Source organism: Foetidibacter luteolus (genome assembly GCF_009650435.1).
Taxonomy (GTDB): domain Bacteria; phylum Bacteroidota; class Bacteroidia; order Chitinophagales; family Chitinophagaceae; genus Foetidibacter; species Foetidibacter luteolus.
In genome coordinates this window covers 120,175-139,890 of sequence record NZ_VVIP01000091.1, presented here as the reverse complement: position 1 = coordinate 139,890, position 19,716 = coordinate 120,175, and the positions used below count along the sequence as shown (strand labels likewise).

Sequence of the window (19,716 nt, the reverse complement as noted above, 5' to 3'; positions counted from 1 at the left end):
AAAAACCTTACCATAAACATTTAATAACGTTCATGTTCTATTGTTCCTTTCTTTCAAAGAGCTTTAACACCAGTTTTACCCGGGTTTTGCTGATGCTAAGATTATGAATCTTCAGGCCTTTTGCCTCATCAAATTTTGCTGTACTTTAAGAACTTATCCCCCTCTTTACCGTTGCTCTCATTTCGTTTGGGGTTGCAAAAGTAGGGGTGTTTTCCATTCCAACAAAAAAAAGTAGAATTATTTTTAAAAAAATCAGGGGCTGTATGGTTTAAACCTTTAGTTCTGGTTGTTAAAAGTGAGGCCAGCAAAGGGTTTCAGCAGTTGGTCAGGCCGCTAAAAAAATTGAAAAAAATCTGGCAGGCTTGCACGGCAGGATTTTAAAACAGGCGCTATCCTATACCGTTTAATGCTGAAAGATGATGACTGGCGGCATGTGTATTACGCTGATACAGCCACCCATTCAAAAACATCCGGCATATGCAATTGAGCAAATATGTTATGCAGAATGATACACTTAACCTTAGCAGCAAAAACGGCAGCAGGTTATACTTTGGGTGAGGGATTGAAGCGGATACCCCGGTGAAGGACTTGTGCTTGGGCTTTGTGCCGGAGTATGAGCACAACCGAGAAAAAGCAACTAAATGTTGCTTTGACGAAGGTTGCGAACGCAGTTCTGCCCGACCCCTTGCGCAGCTTGGGGGCACCCCCTAAACATCTATACTACCTGATAGAACAGCATGTGGTTTTTAATGAATTATTGAATTTTATTTAATGCCGCCTGGCCAGAAAGTATTGCAAAGACTGCTAATATTGCATTTAGTTTTCAACCATTAACCTGTTTATGAATCTTTTACGCAAGTTATTAGTATCCGTAGCCTTTGTACCTGCAAGTATAGCTTTCTCTCAAACAAAAACAACGAATACTTTGCTGTGGCGCATTTGCGGCAAAGGGCTTGAAAAGCCGTCGTATCTTTTTGGTACCATGCATCTTAATGATAAGCGTTTATTTAGTTTTACCGATTCAGTTTATAAAGCAATTGAGCAATCAGCCGGTTTTGCGATGGAAGTTAACCCGGATGAAATGGCGGCCTACTATGTTAACAATATTTTTGATGGGCTGGAAGGGAAAAAATTGAATAAAGTTTTAAAAGAGTCTGACTACAACAGGTACAGTGTGGCATTGGCTAAAAGGCTAAAAAAGCCTGCCGATGAAATTACTACCCGCGATATTGTAAAGGAAAAAAACAAATGGGTAAGTGAATTTTTTGAAAAAGGTGAGATGCCTACGTTTGTTGATGCCTATTTATACAATGTAGCCAGGCGGCAGGGTAAATGGGTTGGCGGGATTGAAGATATTGCGGACCAGGCTGGATTACTGGAAGACCTTGTGGATAAAACCGATATAGATTTTTTGCTTGCGGATGATAAATCTTATGCCAGTAAGGAAATGGATAAGATGATTAATTGGTATTCAGCCCAGAACCTTGATGACATAGAAAATTATACGGCTAACCAGCCTGCAATTGAAAAAGATGTTTTACTGGTAAAACGCAATAAAAAAATGGCCCGCCGTATAGATAGCCTGGCATTTGTGAGAACTATGTTTTTTGCAATTGGCGCAGCACACCTGCCGGGTGAAGAGGGCGTTATTACCCTGCTGCGGCAAAGAGGTTTTACAGTTGAGCCTGTGCTATCGAATAAGAAAATTGATGCCGCGAATTATAAGTTTAAGGAAGTTGAATTGCCCTGGTTTGACGTGACTGACGAAAATAATTTTTACAATGCAAAAATGCCCGCCAATCCTGCATCTGTGAAATTACTCGGCTTAATGGAAATGAAATTTCTGATAGACATATTCAACTTCTCGGGCTATTGCACGATAGCTGCGCCAAGCCCACGGGACCATTCGCAACCAGACAGTGTTTTTTTGGATCTGAGCACCCGTATGTTTCCGGGCAAAAAAACACCCGCTACAAAAAAAATAGAAAAAGACAGCATACAAGGCCGCGAATATGTGGAACAAAAAGATGGCGTATACATAAAAGTGCAGGTATATCTGCACAAGAAAGCCATTTACATGGCCATGATGTATGCTTTGAAAAAAGAACATCTTAACTCAAGCCAGGCAGAAAAGTTTTTTTCGGCTTTTACAATAAACAAACCTGCGGTTGCACAAATAAGCAATGCAACCACCTTTACGGATTCAATAATGGGCATCAGCTTTCAATCGCCAACCAGGTTAACCTATAACAAAAAAATGAGCAATGATGAAAATGGCTGGAAAGTAAGTGCTTTTACCGGCACTGATATGAGCAGTGGGAGTTACATTATGCTTTTTTCCAAAGAGGTGAAACCTGGCAGCTACATACCCAATGACAGCAGTTTTCTTGAGCAATTTTTTAGCTCAATGACCCAGCACTACCCAGGCCTTAAAAAATCTTACACAACAAGGCAGGGCAGAAAGCTAATGCTTATGGAAGGAATAAACCAGGGAGAGGAAAGATTAAGTATAAGAATGGTTACCGCTATACGCGGCAATAGAAATGTGCTGCTAATGACACTAATGGATTCAAGCCATTACAACAGCCCGGCAATTGAAACTATTTTCAACTCTTTCCAATTCATTCCCAACAAATCTTCAGCATGGCAAAAAGAATTTTCAACTGACAGCAGTTTGTCTACGTGGGCCCCTTCCGCCTTTAAAGAACACGATGAACAGCAAGAAACTATAGCCTCCAAAAACCGCCCATACCAAATTACTTACGACACAGCAACCGCCACTTCCTATAAAATTGAGGCAGATACGCTGGGAAAATATACCTGGTGGGCAAGCGACAGCATTTTTTGGAGCCGCCAGGCAGAAGCTTACGAAAATGATGACGACACCCTTTTGGTAAACATACCAGTAACGAATGGAAAGCTGGCTGGCCGGGAACTGTTGGTTAATAAAAAGAGCAGCACCCGCTATTCCCGGGTGCGGTTACTGCTATCCGGAAACATTTACTACACAATATTTGTGAACGCAGAAAAAGAGCAGGTTTACAGTGAAAATGTAAACAGGTTTTTTAATGACTTTGCCGTGCATACACCCTCAAACAATTTCAGTATAATAACATCTAAGGCGCGGTTATTATTAACAGACCTTTCCTCTGCCGACTCAACTACCCGGACTGAAGCATACCAGGCTTTAACCAACGCCACATTTGACAGTAGTGAAGCTGCGCTATTGGAAGATGCCCTTTTTAAAAGCTACGGGAAAGTTTACTTCTACAGTGACTCAACCCAGGTAAACCGCCAGATTGCCAATAGCCTGGAAGAGTTAAAAAGCCCGTCAACAGTAGAATATATCAAAGAAAAATTTTCAACCCTGACAGGCAATAAAGAAGCGCTGCAGCCAACTGCAATAAGTATATTGGCAGGCATTCATACAAAAGAAAGTTATCATGCCCTAGCCGGCTTGCTAAACCGCTACCAGCTAAAGAAAAGTCCTGGCTATTCTTTTACTACAGGCCTTGAGGATAGCCTTGCCCTGACTACCAGTATTTACAGTAATTTGCTAAGCCTAGCAGGCGATAGCGTTCTGGCGCCAATTATTGCAGATATCTCGATAACACTCTTAGATAGTGGATTTATACAGATGAGCGAACTAGGCAAAGCCGAAGGCAGCTTTATAAAAGCGGCTGAAAAATTATTACTGGCATTAAAAATGAAGGATACTGAATATGATTATTCTGTTACATCGCTGTTGAAAGTATTAAGCCGAGTAAACAGTGCCGCATCGCTACAACAGCTCAGCAATTATCAACAGGCGGCAGATCAATATATAAAGCAAGAAGCAGTAAAATTGCTGCTGGAACGCAACCAGGTAGTTAATCCGGCAGCGTTAAATTCTTTAGCCGCAGATAAAGAAACAAGAACAGGCTTCTATGAAGAATTGAAGAAACTAAACAGGCAGCAACTTTTTCCGTCTCAATACCTTACACAAAAAAACTTTGCAGAATCAGAAATGCACTTATTTGCTTCATACGATGATACCCCCTCTTCAATAAATTTTCTATCGGAAAAGATTGCAAGCTGCAAAGGGAAGAAGTATAAATTTTACTTGTATAAAGTAGTGTTTGGTGAAAAGGGAGATGATAAATCTTACCTGGGTATTGCCGGAGGTTACGATATTGCCGGTAAATTACTGGAACCGGCAGACTCATTTACGGGCATTTACTGGCAGGAAGAATACAGTGCACAGCATGCGCAGAACTTTTTTAAAACATATATTAAAGAACTGGAAAGCGATGGTGAGACCAGGGAAGAGGAAGGTGTTGAATAATAGTTGTTATTCGCCATTTGCTTAAAAAAAAGCCGTTGATACTCTCAACGGCTTTTATATGCATACTATTTTAGTTCTTTACTCAGCAACAGGTGCATCCGCTGCTGGCTCAGACGGAGTAACCGGTGCTTCCTCAACCGGAGCTGGAGGGGGTGGCGGAGGGGCAACTTTTTTAACCGCTTTTTTAGCAGCCGCTTTTTTAGGTGCAGCCTTTTTAGGCGCGGCCTTCTTCGCTACAGCTTTTTTAGGAGCAGCTTTCTTAGGCGCGGCTTTTTTAGCAGCCGCTTTTTTAGGTGCAGCCTTCTTAGGCGCGGCCTTTTTTACAACTTTTTTGGGAGCAGCTTTCTTGGGTGCGGCCTTTTTAGCTACGGCCTTTTTTGGAGCAGCTTTTTTAGCAACTTTTTTCGGCGCTGCTTTTTTAGGAGCAACCTTTTTTGCGGCTTTTTTAGGAGCAGCTTTTTTGGCTGCTTTTTTATTTGCTTTTGCCATGGGATTAGTATTTTTTTAATTGATTGGTTAAGTTATAAACAGATTCTCATATAAAGTACAATTGCATAAAAAAATTTATCCAACTGATTACCGGTGGAATGTTAACAACCGATGATGCAGGCAAAACGCTTTGCCGCATTGCGCTTCAGGGCATTACAATACCTGTTAAAATGCAGTAAAAAAGTAAAGGACAGTTTACCCACAGCGTTTAAAACAGTGAATTACTGTAATGAATTTTACACACGAATGCCTTAGAAAAACCAGTGCAAATGTTGCCTGTTGACGTTATTGAGAATCTCGAAAACAAATTTTCAATAAATTTTGAAAATTCAGAAAATATGTGCAATTTTGGTTTATGAAACTCGCAGAAGCAAAGCAACAATTTATACAAAGCTGGGGGATATTAGGAAGCCAATGGGGTATTAACCGCAGCATGGCACAGGTGCATGCTTTGCTTTTAATAGCTGGCACACCGCTTAGCACAGATGATATTATGGAACAGCTAAGTATAAGCCGTGGAAATGCGAACATGAACCTTAGAGACTTGATGGATTGGAACCTTATTGACAAAGTGATTGTGCCTGGAGACAGGAAAGAATATTTTACAGCCGAAAAGGATATCTGGAAAGTGGCTACCCATATAATGTACCAGCGAAAAAAACGTGAACTTGACCCGATGGTAAAAGTACTTAACCAGCTAACCGATGTGGAAGGAGACAAAAGAAACCCTGAAATAAAAGCATTTACGGATACAATTGAAAGCATTAAACGCTTTGCCGGACATGCCGAAAAAACCATGGATGTTATGATTAAAGCCGAGGAAAACTGGTTTTTAAACAGCTTTATAAAACTGCTGAAGTAAGCATTTTTTTGCATAAAGCCGCACCAGCGGTTTTATTTTAAGGTATTATTTTCAATTTTTACTGAAAATTTAGAAAAAACAAATATATATGAAACTCTGGAAACAAATTGACGCCTGGGTGCAATTATTATTGATTGCCGCCTCGTTGGCACTGGTTATTTCATTACCCGGCTCTCACTTTTTTGCACCCTACTTTGTTGTTGGTGGCTGGCAATTTTTAAGCATAGTTGTACATGATATTAGCAGATCCTTCACCGTAAAAGGATCTGCCAGAAACAGGTATCATGTTACCACATATATAGCTGTTGCACTCATGTTGCTGAGCTATTTTTTTGAACCATTTTTGCTTGTTTTTGCGATCCTTCTTTTTGCCGCGCCTCTTATGGCAGCTTATTATTTAGCACTCTGTTTTCGTGAAATACAAAGCTTACAAAAACGTCCCCTTTCTCAACTCAAATAACCCGATCATGAAACAGCAGATTCTTGTTTACGACGATGCATGCCCGCTTTGCTCGGCCTACTCATCCGCGTTTGTAAAAGCGGGCTTGCTGCCCGAAAACGGGCGGCAGTCTTTCTCCGAAGCAAGTAGTGACCTGCTTAACAAAACCAACCCTTTAAAACGCAATGACGAAATACCCTTGATAAACATGGAAACCGGCCAGGTGCTGTATGGTATTGATGCGTTGCTGGCCATTCTTGGCGGCCGGTTTCCTTTTGCAAAAAAGGCAGGCAGCGCAGGCCCGGTAAAATACTTGCTCACAAGGCTATACAAGCTGGTATCCTATAACCGCAGAAGCATTGTGGCAACTACGCCTGTCCCCGGCACGTACAACTGCTGCCCTACCTTCAACGCTAAATACCGGCTGCTCTTTCTTGCCGCGGGGCTGTTGTTTAACAGCGTTTTGCTATTCCCGCTGCACCATTACCTGTTTACCAACAGCATTTTTGGCTCCGCGGGTGTTGCACAAGCGCAGGCAGCCCATGTATTGTTTGTAGCAGCCAACATTTGCACAGCCTCCACACTAAAAAAACAGCAGGGTTTTGAATATGCTGCCCAGGTTAATATGCTGGCGCTTTTGGCTGTTTTGCTGCTGTTACCGCTTATGGTTGTAAACATGGTTATAAGCGCTGTACCGTCATTGCTCAACAACATGTACATAGCAATGGTTACGTTGTTTATTATTAAAGAATACTTCAGGCGAATGCAGTTTGCGGGCATATTAAGCCACCACCTTAACATTGTTTGCTTTAATATTTATTGCCTGTTGCTGTTCCTTATTTATTTAGCCCGTTAAAAATTGATATATGCAAAACCTTAAGATAGTTATAGCCGGCGGCACCGGATTTATCGGCAGGGAACTTGCCAGTTTCTTTGGCGCCAACAACCAGGTAGTTATACTCAGCCGCAGTTTGCCATCTGCTGCTAATAATGGCTTCAGCAGCTTTAAAGCCAATGATGATGGCTATAAAAACGTTCGGCTGGTAAAATGGAACCCTGCAATACAGGGCGACTGGATTCGTGAAATTGATGGCTGTTCCCTCGTCATCAACCTGGCGGGCAAATCAGTCAACTGTCGTTACAATAAGAGTAATAAACAGGAAATATTCGACAGCAGAACAGTAACAACCGAGGCCATTGGCGAAGCTATACGCAAAGCCACTATTCCTCCCAAACTCTGGATTAACGCGGCTTCAGCCACTATTTACCGGCATGCCACAGACAGGGCTCAGGATGAATTTACCGGTGAGTACCACAACGATTTCAGCGTGCAGGTTTGCAAACGCTGGGAAGGTACTTTTTTCAACCAACGCACCCCTTTTACCCGTAAAGTGGCGCTGCGCATGGCTATTACTTTAGGCAGCGGCGGCGTAATGGTACCCTATTTAAACCTTTGCCGTTTTGGCCTGGGTGGCAGGCAGGGCAGCGGTCAGCAAATGTTCAGTTGGGTGCATATACAGGATGTGTGCAGGGTTATTGAGTTTATGTGGGCAAAAAACGAGTTGGAAGGCGTTTTTAATGTATCTGCACCTAACCCCGTTGCCAATACTCATTTTATGGGTGCTTTACGAAAAGCAACCGGGCACACATTTGGATTGCCCGCATATGAATGGATGTTGAAAGCCGGGGCATTTTTTCTTGGTACGGAGCCCGAATTGGTATTAAAAAGCCGATGGGTATTACCGGCAAAGCTACTGCAGCAGGGGTTTGTTTTTAAGTATCCCATGCTGGAGGATGCTTTTGCTGAAATTGTACCTACTTTTAAAAGAACCCAATATCACCTTTTTTAAAAATGCTCCGCATTTTTGTTTTGATTTATATACCGGCGACATAATTTCATGGCATCGCCTGTTGCGTCGCAATCCGTTCATCGCCAGGTACTTTGGGCGGCTTTTCAGGCCCCGGTAATTTGCATTAACCACGATTTTACCTGGTTTGCGCTGATTATAACCTACGTGGAGCAGGGGCCTATAAAATCACCTCCAAATGCTATTTTAGGTATGGAAAAAGCGTTTCTCTCCGCGGAATGGAAAAACCTGGTTTTTGCAAACTACCAGGTACCCGAGGATATTTTAATACCATATGTTCCTGCCGGTACAGAGCTGGATTTGTATAATGGCAAATGCTTTGTAAGCCTTGTTGGTTTCATGTTCAGCAATACAAGATTGTATGGTGTAAAAATACCTGCCTATCAAAACTTTGAAGAATTCAACCTGCGCTTTTATGTTGTTAGAAATGAAGGTGAGAACTTCAAGCGGGGTGTTGTTTTTATTAAGGAAATTGTACCAAGGAGAATGATTGCACGTGTTGCACGCTGGCTATACGATGAGCATTATGTTTATTGTAAGATGAACAACACCCTACACCAAACAGCGGACGAACTTACCATACAATATGGTTTTCGTTTTAATGGAGATTGGAATTATTTTCAGGCAACAACCGGGCATACAGGCGCATTACCCCTGCCAGGCTCCGAAGAAGAGTTTATTACTGAACATTATTGGGGTTACACCAAGCAGGGAAAACATTTAACGTCTGAATACAAGGTACAACACCCTCCGTGGGAGATAAACAATACAACTAATCACGATATCAGGTGCAACATAAAGGACTTGTATGGGGAAGCCTTCAATCAACATATGAAAAAACCATCCTCTGTTTTTGTGTCAACAGGTTCTGCCATAAAAGTATTTCCCCGAAAATTGCTGCGGGTATAATCTGTTATTTTTCTAACAACACTCTATCTACCCGGGTCTGAAAAGATGCCATACTAACCGAACGATGAACGTAGTGCGACGCAACGATGTCTCCACAAAGTATCCGCAGCCCGCCACCAAATAACTATCAACAGCATCCGGAATGCTATTTGTAACCGTTATTTATTAATGGCAATAATGCGGCTGACAAATTAAATTTACCAGATGAATAATGTAAAAAAGAAAACGCTTGTATTGGGTGCATCGCCAAACCCTGCACGGTACAGCTACCTTGCGGTTAACAGGCTGCGGGCCAACGGGCACCCGGTAGAAGCCATTGGCCTTAGGGAAGGCAAAGTGGCTGATGTGGACATTACCAAAGAACGGCCGGCTTTTAGCGATATTGACAGCATTACGCTTTACCTGAACGCCGGCAACCAACGGCAGTATTACGATTATATATTATCGTTGCACCCAAAGCGGATTATTTTTAACCCAGGCGCTGAAAACGATGAACTGGCAAAGCTGGCTGTGGAAAATAATATTCAGCCGGTGGAAGCCTGTACACTGGTGTTGCTAAGTACAGGACAGTATTAAACGCCCTGAAAAAACAAATTCCAGGCTGTGTGTATTGGCACTAACCTGGAATTGTTATTAAATAGGTTGTATTACATGGCTGCAAGCTGCACTTTCTGCGTTAGCTCCATCACATTCTCCCTAAAAAGGCTGTCCGTATCCATTAAATCCTTTACGGTTTGGCAACTGTGAATTACCGTAGTATGGTCGCGGCCACCAAAATGTTCGCCAATGGTTTTAAGTGAGTTTTTGGTGAACGCTTTGGCCAGGTACATGGTTATTTGCCTTGCCTGTACTATTTCCCGTTTCCTGGTTTTATGCAGCAGTTTTTCGTAAGAAACATCAAAATAGTCGCACACCATTTTTTGTATGGCTTCAATGGTAATTTCTTTACTGCTGGTTTTAATAAAATTGCGGAGCACTTTTTTAGCCAGTTCCAGGTCAATATCCCTTTTGTTAAGGGATGATTGCGCAAGTAATGATATTAATGCGCCTTCCAGTTCCCTGACATTGGAATTGATGTTGTATGCAACGTACTTAACAACCTCTTTCGGCATGTCAAGGCCATCATTTTTCATCTTACGCTCCAATATCTCTATCCTTGTTTCATAGTCTGGCACCTGCAAATCTGCGCTTAAGCCCCAGCGAAAACGGCTGAGCAGCCTTTCCTGCATGCCATCAAGATCCTTTGGCGGCTTGTCTGATGTAAGCACCAGTTGCTTGCCGCTTTGGTGCAGATGGTTAAATATGGCAAAGAAAGCATCCTGCGATTTTTCGGCCCGGCTAAAGAATTGCACATCATCTATTATTAATACATCTATTAGCTGGTAAAAGTGTATAAAATCGTTAATGGCGTTGTTGCGGCTATGGTCCTGGAACTGGTTAATGAATTTTTCGCTGCTTACGTACAACACCACTTTATTAGGGTGCATTTTCTTAACCTCGTTACCAATGCTTTGCACCAGGTGCGTTTTCCCCAGGCCAACGCCGCCATAAATAACCAATGGGTTAAATGAATTGGCCCCGGGCTTTTCTGCCACAGTTTTACCTGCCCTTCTTGCTACCCTGTTACAATCGCCCTCAATAAACGCGTCAAACGTATATATGTGGTTTAACTGTGGGTCAATCTGCATCTTTTTAAGACCAGGTATAACGAACGGGTTTTTAACCGGATTGTTTATAACCAATGGAAAGTCCATTTCGTTATTGGAAAAAATTTTAGCGCTGCCCGCAGGAATATCCATCGAACCGTTTTTGCCGTTGCCGCTGTCAACCATTATACGGTATTCCAGCCTGGCTTCCTTACCCATTTCTCTTTTTAATGTCTTTGCAAGCAGGTTTACATAATGCTCTTCAAGGTACTCAAAAAAGAACTGGCTCGGTACCTGTATCATCAGTACGTTGCCTTTAATATCAACGGGCTTTATGGGTTCGAACCAGGTTTTAAAATGCTGCCATTCGACTATATCTTTTATAATCTTGAGGCAATTATTCCAAACTGATTCCGCGGTTTTCGTCATAGTAGAATGGTACACTGTTTATATGGATTTATGAATGTTATACCGGGAAAAAAATCCCAAAAAATTCGTTCATAAGTCATGAAAAAATTTTTTGGGACAGGACGGCGAATATCTATGTTTTATGTTGAAAAAAAAATTTTTTAGTCCCGATTAATTCATCACTACACTTAAAATTTCTTTCAACAAATTTTTTCTTTTTATATCGGCGCAAATGTCTTATGAACACCTGCTGTTTTGTTACCGTAAATTTGCTTATATATGCTGTAACCCAATAGCAGCAATGGTTTCAGCCAATTGTCCGCTAAGGCTGCAAACGAATAAACAAAGAACTCATTACCACGCACCCAGCTATAACGAAAAGTACCTGCAAAACATTTTTGCCGTGGTCTAATAACAATAATCGTTCCTGTTAATAAAAATAATCCACACTAATTTTTTACCGTTTAAAACCTGTTTTAAAGCTACTGCACAACCAAGATTTGGACGCCTTGACGTTTTTACCGTAAGGGAGGATTTTGTTCAGATGGATACTGCATGAAAGGGTGTTGCATGGTCTTGAATGCTCATATAAACCAAGAGGATCATATAAAAAGAACATACTCAGCACTTCCTGTATATTATGGGTAAAACAACGAATTAAAGCAACCGTTTTCATCAGGATGATTGTTTGTGTAAGGTACAATAATGAAATTGAAAATCGCAATTTTTTTCTGTCTATAAATAACATAAGTTTTCTTCTACATTTGCAGCAAAAAATACAGCGCATGTCGTTTGAAATTACAGGCCGCCTGGTAGCTAAGTATAACATTGTACAGCGTACAGAGACCTTTAAAACCAGGGAATTTGTTATTGAGAAAACGGAGGAAATAGCCGGCCGCCCAATTACCAATTATATTAAGTTTCAATGCGTACAGGATAAAACGGCAATGCCGGACAGGTTTAATACCGGCGATGAGGTAAAAGTGCTGTTTAATATTAAGGGTACCAAATGGGTAAAAGATGGCAAAGAGAATTATATAACCAACCTTGATGCATGGCGCATGGAGCATGTAAAACTGGGCGAACAACCGCAGCCGCAGGCAGGTGGTTTTGTGCCAGACAATACCCCACCTGATATTGTTGACGACCTTCCTTTTTGATGAACGGTTTGTATTGTGTATTATCCGGCACTTTCTTTGCAGCCGTATTTATATTAATTAACCTTGTTTAACACAAAACCTTAAATCATGAAAAAAGCGATTTTAGTCTTCGCTATTGTACTTGCATGTTCCGCAAAAATGTACGCACAGGATGGTGCAACCGGCCCCGAACTTAGTATTGGTATTGACGGTGGAATTCCGTTGAGTGATCTGAAAACCTACAATAAGTTTGGAATTGGTGGCTCTGTTAAGTTTGCTTACAACTTTGACGAGAATGTAGCCGCAACTCTTACAGGTGGCTATATGAGCTTCGGAGGTAAAGATGTTGCGGGAGGTAAAACAGATGCTACCGGGCTTATTCCTGTAAAAGCCGGTGTACGTTACACTTTCCCAGGCGGTTTTTATGCTGAACCTCAATTTGGCTTCACATCTATCAGCGATGGGGGCGGCACAGCCTTTACTTATGCAGGTAACCTGGGTTACCGCACAGCACCTGGCATAGATTTGAGCGCCCGGTATGAAGGCAGTAAAAAGAATGGTGCAAACATTTCATTTATCGGTATAAGGGTAGCTTACGCTTTCTCTTTCGGTAAATAACAAGCAATTTATCGTACAATAAAAAAGGCAGCCGCTTGGCTGCTTTTTTTATTGCTGAAACTTTAATGACCCGGCTTAAGTGTTTCATGGCATCGCCTGTTGAGCAATCTTGCGTGACGAAGCAGCAAGATTGGAATACTTGTACGGTTGGTTTTTCATGGCGGCATTTAAGCGGGTATTACCTTGATATTTGCTTTACCTACAAAGCGCCTAGTCTGCACTTATTCACCTGATTCGCTGCATAACCTCCATATTTTAACGCAAACGTTTGACCGATTAAAAAACGCTTATAAGCGATAAAAATATTTTGATGGCGTGCTTTTAAGCAATTTTTTTGCCTTCGAAACTTAAACATTAAACAAACAAAACCTTGAATCATGAAAAAAGTGTTTTTAGTCCTCTCTATTGTACTAGCAACCACAGCCCTTAAAGCACAGGATGGCGCAACCGGCCCCGAATTAAGCATTGGTTTAGATGGCGGCATTCCTACCGGCGATTTTAAGCAGATTGCTAAATTTGGAATCGGCGGAACGGTTAAATTCGCTTATAACTTTAATGAGAATGTAGCTGCTACTTTAACCAGTGGCTATATTAGCTTTGGCGGTAAAGATCTTGGAGAAGGAATTAAATGGCCGGCTACTGGTACTATCCCTGTAAAAGCTGGCTTACGCTACACATTTCCCGGTGGTTTTTATGGCGAACCTCAATTTGGTTTTACTTCAATGAACAACGGCGGTGGTACAGGCTTTACTTATGCTGCAAACCTTGGTTACCGTACATCTCCCGGCATTGACATTAGTGCCCGCTACGAAGGCATCTCTAAATCTGGTTCAACTTTATCATTCATCGGCCTGCGCATAGCTTACGCTTTCCCTTTTGGAAGTAACTAATACTATTACAGGAAAAACTAAAAGAGCCGTCTTTAAGATGGCTCTTTTAGTTAACATCATTAAAAACCTCAAAATCCTTAATTCATGAGAAAAACAATCTCCTTATTAGCATTAGTGCTCTCCCTGTCAGTAGCAAGTGCGCAAAAACTCCCCATCCAGTTTGGCCTTAAAGCGGGTGTAAACCTTTCCAATGTTAGACTGTCAGAAGGCGGCATGTCTTTAAGCCTCTCTTCCATAACCGGGTTTCACGGTGGGGCTTTTGTTGAAATACCTGCCGGTGTAAGCTTCTTTGTTCAGCCGGAACTTATCTACAATATGCTGGGCGCCAAACTGGGCGAAGGCTTTGAAGGTGAAAACGGTATTGATTTATCCAACGTTAAACTAAAAACAGATTATATATCCGTGCCTGTACTGGCCAAGTATAAAATACCTCTGACAGGTTTAGGCATCTATGCCGGGCCTCAGTACAGCTTCCTGGCAAGTGCAAAAGGTTCGCTGGAAGGTGGTGAGAGCGGCAGCACAAAAGAGCTTTACAAATCAGGTGAGTTTGCGGGTGTTGTGGGAGCAGAGTATTTTTTTAAAAAGGTTGGCATTATAGCCCGCTACCAGTTTGGTTTCTCCAACATTTTTAAGGAGGCCGAAGGCGAAGGCAGCATGAAGAATAATGCATTCGCTATAAGCCTGGGTTTTAAGCTATAACTCAAAAGCTTTTGTTCCTGCCGCCGAAGGCGGCGGAAACAAGGCTACCTGGTGGGAAAAGCTGCGTAGCGTATATAACAGCACACGAGTGCGACGCAAGTAAAGCCTCATAGCAGTTCCTCCTGCCGGGCCCATAAATCTTCTTTCTTGCAAATAAAACAGGCCATCCCGGCCTGTTTTATATTTTTGCACCGTTACAGGATAAATACCTGCCCAAATGCAAAAAAAAATAAGCCTCAAACTGTTGCCCCGTGAGGCGGCAGACGATACCATCATTAAGGAATACATTGCCCGTACGGAAAATATTGCGCCCCAAAAAGTAACCGGCTTTTACCGCGTTAAGCAATCTATTGATGCCCGTGGCCGCCAGGTGTGGTTTAACGTTACCGCCAACGCTTTTATTGATGAACCTTTTTATGGCCGCCAGCCTGAAAAAAGCATTTTTAAAGATGTTACACATGCCCCACATAAGGTAATTGTGGTAGGCGCTGGCCCGGCAGGTCTGTTTGCGGCACTCCGACTGCTGGAAGAGGGCATACAACCTATTGTAATAGAACGCGGCAAAGATGTACGGGCCCGCCGCCGCGACCTTGCTGCCCTTAACAAAGAAGGCATAGTAAACCCGGACAGCAACTACTGCTTTGGTGAAGGTGGCGCAGGTACTTACAGCGATGGCAAACTATATACCCGCAGCACCAAACGGGGCGATGTACATAAAGTGCTGAACCTGCTGGTGCAATTTGGTGCAGCGGAAAACATTTTGTACGAAGCCCACCCGCATATTGGTACCAACCAGTTGCCGAAAATAATCACTGCCATGCGGGAGCAAATTATTGCCTGCGGTGGCCAGGTATTGTTTGATAAAAAGCTTACCGGCTTTATTAAAGAAAGCAACAAGCTAACCGGCATTATTACTGCCAATGGCGATAAACTGCATGCTGATGCTGTAATACTGGCCACCGGCCACTCTGCCAGGGATATTTTTGAACTTTTTTACCGTGAACAAATAATGGTAGAGGCCAAGCCTTTTGCCCTGGGCGTACGTGTTGAGCACCCGCAGCAACTGATTGACAGCATACAATACCATTGCCCATTGCCGCAAACCGGCCCGGCAAATAAACTTATACGTGGCGAGCACCTGCCCCCGGCCTCATACAGCCTGGTTGAACAGGTTGGAGAAAAAGGCGTATTCAGCTTTTGCATGTGCCCCGGCGGTATTATAGCGCCTGCGGCTACTTCTCCGGGAGAACTGGTGGTAAACGGCTGGAGCCCGAGCAAAAGAAACAACCCATACAGTAACAGCGGTATAGTGGTAAGCACTTCGGTGGAAGATGCTTTAAAAGACCCCGGCTTTAAAAAGCTAATGAAAGATGAAAAACTTACGGCCAGCCACCCTTTGTTGTTAATGCATTTTCAGCAAATGACAGAGCAAAAAGCATACACCGCCGGCGGTGGCAATTTTGTTGCGCCTGCCCAGCGGCTGGTTGATTTTTGCAACAATAAAACTTCAGCAGACCTGCCGGTTTGCAGTTATGTGCCCGGACTGCGAAGCACGGGCCTGGGCCATGTTTTGCCCGCTTTTATACATACCCGGCTGCAGGATGGCTTTAAGATGTTTGGTAAAAAAATGAAAGGTTATTATACCAATGATGCTGTTGTGGTGGCTACGGAAAGCAGAACGTCATCGCCGGTACGCATACCCAGGGATGCGGAGACTTTAAGCCACCCCCAGTTTGATAACCTGTACCCCTGTGGGGAAGGCGCGGGCTATGCCGGTGGCATTGTAAGCGCTGCGATGGACGGCGAACGGGTGGCCAATGTAATAAGCAGGGTATTAAAAGGATAAGCCACTATTCCGCAGGCTTTTTTTCCTTTGCACGCAACATATTTTTTTCTATCAACTCATTGCGGCGGTAAGCTTTCAGTTCAGCCTTAAGCTTATCTTTTTCGGCGGGTGTAAACTCTGTTTTTATCAAAGCGTCAAGGCCGGGTTTGCCTGCATCTACCCACGCCGTGTACCAAAAGTCTGCAACGGAATTGGCGGAATAAATAAGCTGCTGGTTTATGATATGCTTAAGTGCCGCGGCATACGCTTTGGCAAACTCTGTTGTATAGCTCCTGTATTCTTCGCCCTTACGGCTTTTCTGCATGCGGTATTTGGCAGCGTCGGTAAACCTTGCTGATACTTCTTTTTCTTTGGCAAAAACATCCGGCAGCAGGCGCTCGGTTTTACGGATGATGCCCCAAACCGCGGCTTCCTTATTCTTAATATAAGCCGCTTTGTGCCTGCTCCTGAGATTGTAGTTGCTTATTTCAATTTCGGGCACCATGGTTTCCCACAGGCTGTGCAGGCCTTTTTGATTGGTCAACTGGCCATCGTAGTTTACTGACAGGTGCAGGGGCACATAAATATCCTCAATGTAATGGCCCAGGTCTGCAGCATAAAACAAAATGCTGTCGGCATTTTTTTGCCGGAAGGCATCTGTTAATTTTTGCTGCATATAAATAATGTGGTAAGGTGCGTAGCCATACGTTAACAAGGTATCTTTTGAGTACTGCTTTACCGCATCCTTCCAGTATAGGGGCATTCTCCATGCTGCGGAATCTCCGTATATCTCCAGGTCAATAAAGTGTTTGGTGTCTTCTGTTGAGTCGGTATTCCTGCGTACATCGGGCCTTACGGCGTTGTACTGCATGTAATCCATATTGCGGTAAAAGAAACGGCAAAGTGTTGAAGGCAGTTGGTACACCGCCAGTTGATGCGCCGTTTTATGCACCAGGAAACCCCAACTGCAAAACGCCATCATACAGGCAAGTAAGGTGGTTAGCAAAAGTGTTTTTCTCACAGGAAATAAATTTGTGGGCGAAAATATCGAATCAAAAAAACAGGGGCTGTAATATTTTGGATATCTTGACAACTAATAACGGCAGGTTAACATCCATTCATCTTTTTTAAGGCCGCAAACAACTGCGTTTTATGCGGCACATCACATTAAAAGCACGCTGCTTATGCCCTTGTTAGAATTAAAAAATCTGAAGAAGTACTACGCTACGCAAAAAGCGGTTGACGACATTAGCTTTACGCTTGAACATGGCAGCATTTTCGGTCTGCTGGGCCCCAATGGCGCCGGCAAAACCACGCTGCTGCGCATGATTACCGGTATATTTTTCCCGGATGAAGGGGAGATTATACTGGATGGCCAAAAATTTAACCCGCTGGAAGATTCCCTTAAAATAGGCTACATGCCCGAAGAAAGGGGCCTGTACAAAAAAATGAAAATTGGCGAACAGGCGCTTTACCTGGCACAGTTAAAAGGGCTAAGCAAAAGCGACGCTATGGACAAAGTGCGTTTTTGGTTTGAACGGCTGGAGATGCAGACCTGGTGGAACAAAAAGGTGGAAGACCTCAGCAAAGGCATGAGCCAGAAATTGCAGTTTGTAACCACCGTGCTGCATGAGCCTAAACTCATCATCCTGGACGAACCTTTCAGCGGGCTTGACCCGGTAAATGCCAACCTTATTAAAGACGAGATTTACGGCCTTAAAGAGCGGGGCAGCACCATCATATTCAGCACCCACCGCATGGAACAGGTAGAAGAGATATGCGACCATATTGTACTGGTTAACCTGGGCAAAAAAATACTGGACGGTACCGTACAACAGGTAAAACACGACTTTAAAGAAGACGTTTTTAAAATAACTTTTGCCAATAAGCTTATGCCGGAGCACCTGGCTACCCACCTGTTTGAAGTAAAACAAAAGAAAGATCACGAGCTGGTGTTGCAGCGCCATGTGGATTATACCAATAACGATATCCTGCAATACTTTATTAGCAAGGGGTTGAGCGTAGAGTCTTTCAATGAAATACTGCCTTCCCTTAACGACATATTCATTCACCTGGTAGAAGGCACCAAATCAGTAACCCGTTCTTTTCAAAAAGTAGAGGCGGTATAAGCCGGGCAACTTAAACTATCACCAACTGCATTTAACCAAACTGCATTAACCGATTATGAATAAGATTTTTATTATAGCAAGGAGGGAATTTCTAAGCCGGGTGCAAAAGAAAACCTTTCTGTTAACCACCATTCTGGTACCGGCGCTAATATTTGGCTTTTACGCCTTAATTATCTATTTCTCCGTAAAGAGTGAGGATAATATCAAAATTGCTGTTGTTGACAAAGCCAACCTCTTCGGCGGCAAAATTGAAAACGCCGGCAGCGACATAAGTTTTGAATTTACCAACAAAGACACCGCCCTGCTGCGTAAGGATGTGGAAAGCAAAAAGTACAGCGGCTATGTTTTTGTGCCCGCGGATTACAACGTGCTGGGCCACGACCGCCTTACCTACCATTCAGATAAGGCAACAGGTCTGATGACACAAGAGAAAATAAGGAAAAAAATTTCCAGCACCATAGAAGATAAAAGGTTCCTTTCCCTTAATATCAGCAAAGCCCAGTTAGACAGTATCCAAAGCGATAATGATGTACAATTTACCACCTTCAGCGGGGGCGATAAACCTTCACGGGCAGGTGTTAGCTACGCCGTTGGGTTTGTATCCGGTTTCTTAATTTATATCATCCTGTTTATTTACGGCACCATGGTAATGCGTGGTGTAATGGAAGAAAAAGTAAACCGCATAGCCGAAGTTATTGTAAGCAGCGTAAAGCCCTTTCAGTTAATGATGGGCAAAATTACAGGCATCGGCGCAGTTGGCCTGGTGCAGTTCCTTATCTGGATAGTGCTAATGATAGGCTTGCAGTTTTTGCTGCCCGTTATTTTCCCCGGCATGGCAGAGCAAATGCAAAGTCAGCCTATACAACCGGGTGCCGTGCAAGCGGTAAATACAGCCAAAAGCAGCGGCCTTTTAAACAGCCTGGCCCAGGTAAACTTTCCGTTAATGTTAAGCTGTTTCCTGTTCTACTTTTTAGGTGGCTACCTGTTGTATTCTTCGTTATTCGCGGCGGTAGGCAGTTCGGTAAACGAGGACCCGCAGGATGCACAGAGCCTTACCCTGCCCATTATAATGCCCATCATTTTCGCCATGGTTATTATGATGAAAGCCGTTAACGACCCCACCAGCGGCCTGGCTGTATTCGGCAGTATGTTCCCGCTTACATCCCCCATTGTAATGATGGCCCGTTTGGCCCACGGCATACCAGATGGCGTAACTTACAGCCAGCTTGCCATCAGTATGATATTGTTAATCGCCGGGTTTATTGGCACCACCTGGCTGGCCGGCAAAATATACCGCACCGGCATTTTAATGTACGGCAAAAAAATTACCTGGAAAGAGATGATCAAGTGGATAAGCCGTAAAAATTAAAGCTGCACATTACCGCTTTTCAACAAAAGCCGGAAGCCTTTTTGGGGCTTTCGGCTTTTGCTTTTTAATTGGGCTTCAGTCCCGGCTTTTCGCTGCAAGTCC

At 43.2% G+C, this 19,716-nt stretch carries 17 protein-coding genes; 14 read left to right on the top strand and 3 right to left on the bottom strand.

Translation table 11 applies throughout. From position 1 onward, the window contains the following. Nucleotides 1-841 precede the first annotated feature (841 nt). A complete protein-coding gene (locus F0364_RS27515) occupies nt 842-4,324 on the top strand; it encodes a TraB/GumN family protein (protein ID WP_153801036.1) in 3,483 nt (1,160 codons plus the stop codon). Between the two features lie 78 nt (nt 4,325-4,402). Here F0364_RS27515 and F0364_RS29105 read toward each other — a convergent pair whose 3' ends face one another. Beyond that, a complete protein-coding gene (locus F0364_RS29105) occupies nt 4,403-4,813 on the bottom strand; it encodes a hypothetical protein (RefSeq protein ID WP_207632910.1) in 411 nt (136 codons plus the stop codon). Nucleotides 4,814-5,168: 355 nt separating this feature from the next. Between F0364_RS29105 and F0364_RS27505 the strand changes: the two genes are divergently transcribed. The 6 genes from F0364_RS27505 to F0364_RS27480 all read left to right on the top strand — a co-directional run bounded on the left by F0364_RS27505 (nt 5,169) and on the right by F0364_RS27480 (nt 9,467). Then, nucleotides 5,169-5,675, top strand: coding sequence for a GbsR/MarR family transcriptional regulator (locus F0364_RS27505; RefSeq protein WP_153801034.1), 507 nt, complete (start codon nt 5,169-5,171; stop codon nt 5,673-5,675). A gap of 88 nt (nt 5,676-5,763) precedes the next feature. After that, on the top strand, nt 5,764-6,135 hold the full coding sequence (locus F0364_RS27500; protein ID WP_153801033.1) for a hypothetical protein: 372 nt from the start codon (nt 5,764-5,766) through the stop codon (nt 6,133-6,135). A 7-nt stretch (nt 6,136-6,142) separates the two neighbouring features. Further along, nucleotides 6,143-6,970, top strand: a complete 828-nt coding sequence (locus F0364_RS27495; protein ID WP_153801032.1) for a thiol-disulfide oxidoreductase DCC family protein — start codon at nt 6,143-6,145, stop codon at nt 6,968-6,970. 10 nt (nt 6,971-6,980) lie between these two features. After that, a complete protein-coding gene (locus tag F0364_RS27490; RefSeq protein WP_153801031.1) occupies nt 6,981-7,964 on the top strand; it encodes a TIGR01777 family oxidoreductase in 984 nt (327 codons plus the stop codon). Between the two features lie 48 nt (nt 7,965-8,012). Further along, nucleotides 8,013-8,891 carry a YqjF family protein gene (locus tag F0364_RS27485; protein WP_153801030.1) on the top strand — a complete coding sequence of 293 codons (879 nt, stop codon included), beginning with the start codon at nt 8,013-8,015 and terminating at the stop codon, nt 8,889-8,891. A gap of 204 nt (nt 8,892-9,095) precedes the next feature. After that, nucleotides 9,096-9,467 carry a CoA-binding protein gene (locus tag F0364_RS27480; RefSeq protein ID WP_153801029.1) on the top strand — a complete coding sequence of 124 codons (372 nt, stop codon included), beginning with the start codon at nt 9,096-9,098 and terminating at the stop codon, nt 9,465-9,467. A 71-nt stretch (nt 9,468-9,538) separates the two neighbouring features. Here F0364_RS27480 and dnaA read toward each other — a convergent pair whose 3' ends face one another. Continuing rightward, on the bottom strand, nt 9,539-10,966 hold the full coding sequence (gene dnaA, locus F0364_RS27475; RefSeq protein WP_153801028.1) for a chromosomal replication initiator protein DnaA: 1,428 nt from the start codon (nt 10,964-10,966) through the stop codon (nt 9,539-9,541). 764 nt (nt 10,967-11,730) lie between these two features. Between dnaA and F0364_RS27470 the strand changes: the two genes are divergently transcribed. The 5 genes from F0364_RS27470 to F0364_RS27450 all read left to right on the top strand — a co-directional run bounded on the left by F0364_RS27470 (nt 11,731) and on the right by F0364_RS27450 (nt 16,137). Then, nucleotides 11,731-12,105, top strand: a complete 375-nt coding sequence (locus F0364_RS27470) for a DUF3127 domain-containing protein (protein WP_153801027.1) — start codon at nt 11,731-11,733, stop codon at nt 12,103-12,105. Nucleotides 12,106-12,192: 87 nt separating this feature from the next. Then, entirely contained in the window at nt 12,193-12,702 is a 510-nt protein-coding gene (locus F0364_RS27465) for an outer membrane beta-barrel protein (protein ID WP_153801026.1), read from the top strand. A gap of 377 nt (nt 12,703-13,079) precedes the next feature. Continuing rightward, entirely contained in the window at nt 13,080-13,592 is a 513-nt protein-coding gene (locus F0364_RS27460) for an outer membrane beta-barrel protein (RefSeq protein WP_153801025.1), read from the top strand. A gap of 84 nt (nt 13,593-13,676) precedes the next feature. Beyond that, nucleotides 13,677-14,291 carry a porin family protein gene (locus F0364_RS27455; RefSeq protein ID WP_153801024.1) on the top strand — a complete coding sequence of 205 codons (615 nt, stop codon included), beginning with the start codon at nt 13,677-13,679 and terminating at the stop codon, nt 14,289-14,291. A gap of 217 nt (nt 14,292-14,508) precedes the next feature. Next, entirely contained in the window at nt 14,509-16,137 is a 1,629-nt protein-coding gene (locus F0364_RS27450) for an NAD(P)/FAD-dependent oxidoreductase (RefSeq protein ID WP_153801023.1), read from the top strand. Between the two features lie 4 nt (nt 16,138-16,141). Here the strand turns inward: F0364_RS27450 and F0364_RS27445 are convergent, their stop codons facing one another. Further along, nucleotides 16,142-17,137 (bottom strand): zinc dependent phospholipase C family protein, encoded by a 996-nt coding sequence (locus F0364_RS27445; protein ID WP_235921330.1) that lies wholly within the window; start codon nt 17,135-17,137, stop codon nt 16,142-16,144. Between the two features lie 163 nt (nt 17,138-17,300). On the opposite strand from F0364_RS27445, the gene F0364_RS27440 reads away from it, so the two are divergent. Further along, nucleotides 17,301-18,245, top strand: coding sequence for an ABC transporter ATP-binding protein (locus F0364_RS27440; RefSeq protein WP_153801022.1), 945 nt, complete (start codon nt 17,301-17,303; stop codon nt 18,243-18,245). Between the two features lie 55 nt (nt 18,246-18,300). Then, on the top strand, nt 18,301-19,614 hold the full coding sequence (locus F0364_RS27435; RefSeq protein ID WP_153801021.1) for an ABC transporter permease: 1,314 nt from the start codon (nt 18,301-18,303) through the stop codon (nt 19,612-19,614). Nucleotides 19,615-19,716 lie beyond the last annotated feature (102 nt).

Coding starts and splice junctions, on each gene's coding strand:
- F0364_RS27515 (WP_153801036.1), top strand. CDS start 842: ATGAATCTTTTACGCAAGTTATTAGTATCCGTAGCCTTTGTACCTGCA.
- F0364_RS27455 (WP_153801024.1), top strand. CDS start 13,677: ATGAGAAAAACAATCTCCTTATTAGCATTAGTGCTCTCCCTGTCAGTA.
- F0364_RS27505 (WP_153801034.1), top strand. CDS start 5,169: ATGAAACTCGCAGAAGCAAAGCAACAATTTATACAAAGCTGGGGGATA.
- F0364_RS27490 (WP_153801031.1), top strand. CDS start 6,981: ATGCAAAACCTTAAGATAGTTATAGCCGGCGGCACCGGATTTATCGGC.
- F0364_RS29105 (WP_207632910.1), bottom strand. CDS start 4,813: ATGGCAAAAGCAAATAAAAAAGCAGCCAAAAAAGCTGCTCCTAAAAAA.
- F0364_RS27470 (WP_153801027.1), top strand. CDS start 11,731: ATGTCGTTTGAAATTACAGGCCGCCTGGTAGCTAAGTATAACATTGTA.
- F0364_RS27480 (WP_153801029.1), top strand. CDS start 9,096: ATGAATAATGTAAAAAAGAAAACGCTTGTATTGGGTGCATCGCCAAAC.
- F0364_RS27465 (WP_153801026.1), top strand. CDS start 12,193: ATGAAAAAAGCGATTTTAGTCTTCGCTATTGTACTTGCATGTTCCGCA.
- F0364_RS27435 (WP_153801021.1), top strand. CDS start 18,301: ATGAATAAGATTTTTATTATAGCAAGGAGGGAATTTCTAAGCCGGGTG.
- F0364_RS27495 (WP_153801032.1), top strand. CDS start 6,143: ATGAAACAGCAGATTCTTGTTTACGACGATGCATGCCCGCTTTGCTCG.
- dnaA (WP_153801028.1), bottom strand. CDS start 10,966: ATGACGAAAACCGCGGAATCAGTTTGGAATAATTGCCTCAAGATTATA.
- F0364_RS27500 (WP_153801033.1), top strand. CDS start 5,764: ATGAAACTCTGGAAACAAATTGACGCCTGGGTGCAATTATTATTGATT.
- F0364_RS27460 (WP_153801025.1), top strand. CDS start 13,080: ATGAAAAAAGTGTTTTTAGTCCTCTCTATTGTACTAGCAACCACAGCC.
- F0364_RS27450 (WP_153801023.1), top strand. CDS start 14,509: ATGCAAAAAAAAATAAGCCTCAAACTGTTGCCCCGTGAGGCGGCAGAC.
- F0364_RS27485 (WP_153801030.1), top strand. CDS start 8,013: ATGGCATCGCCTGTTGCGTCGCAATCCGTTCATCGCCAGGTACTTTGG.
- F0364_RS27440 (WP_153801022.1), top strand. CDS start 17,301: ATGCCCTTGTTAGAATTAAAAAATCTGAAGAAGTACTACGCTACGCAA.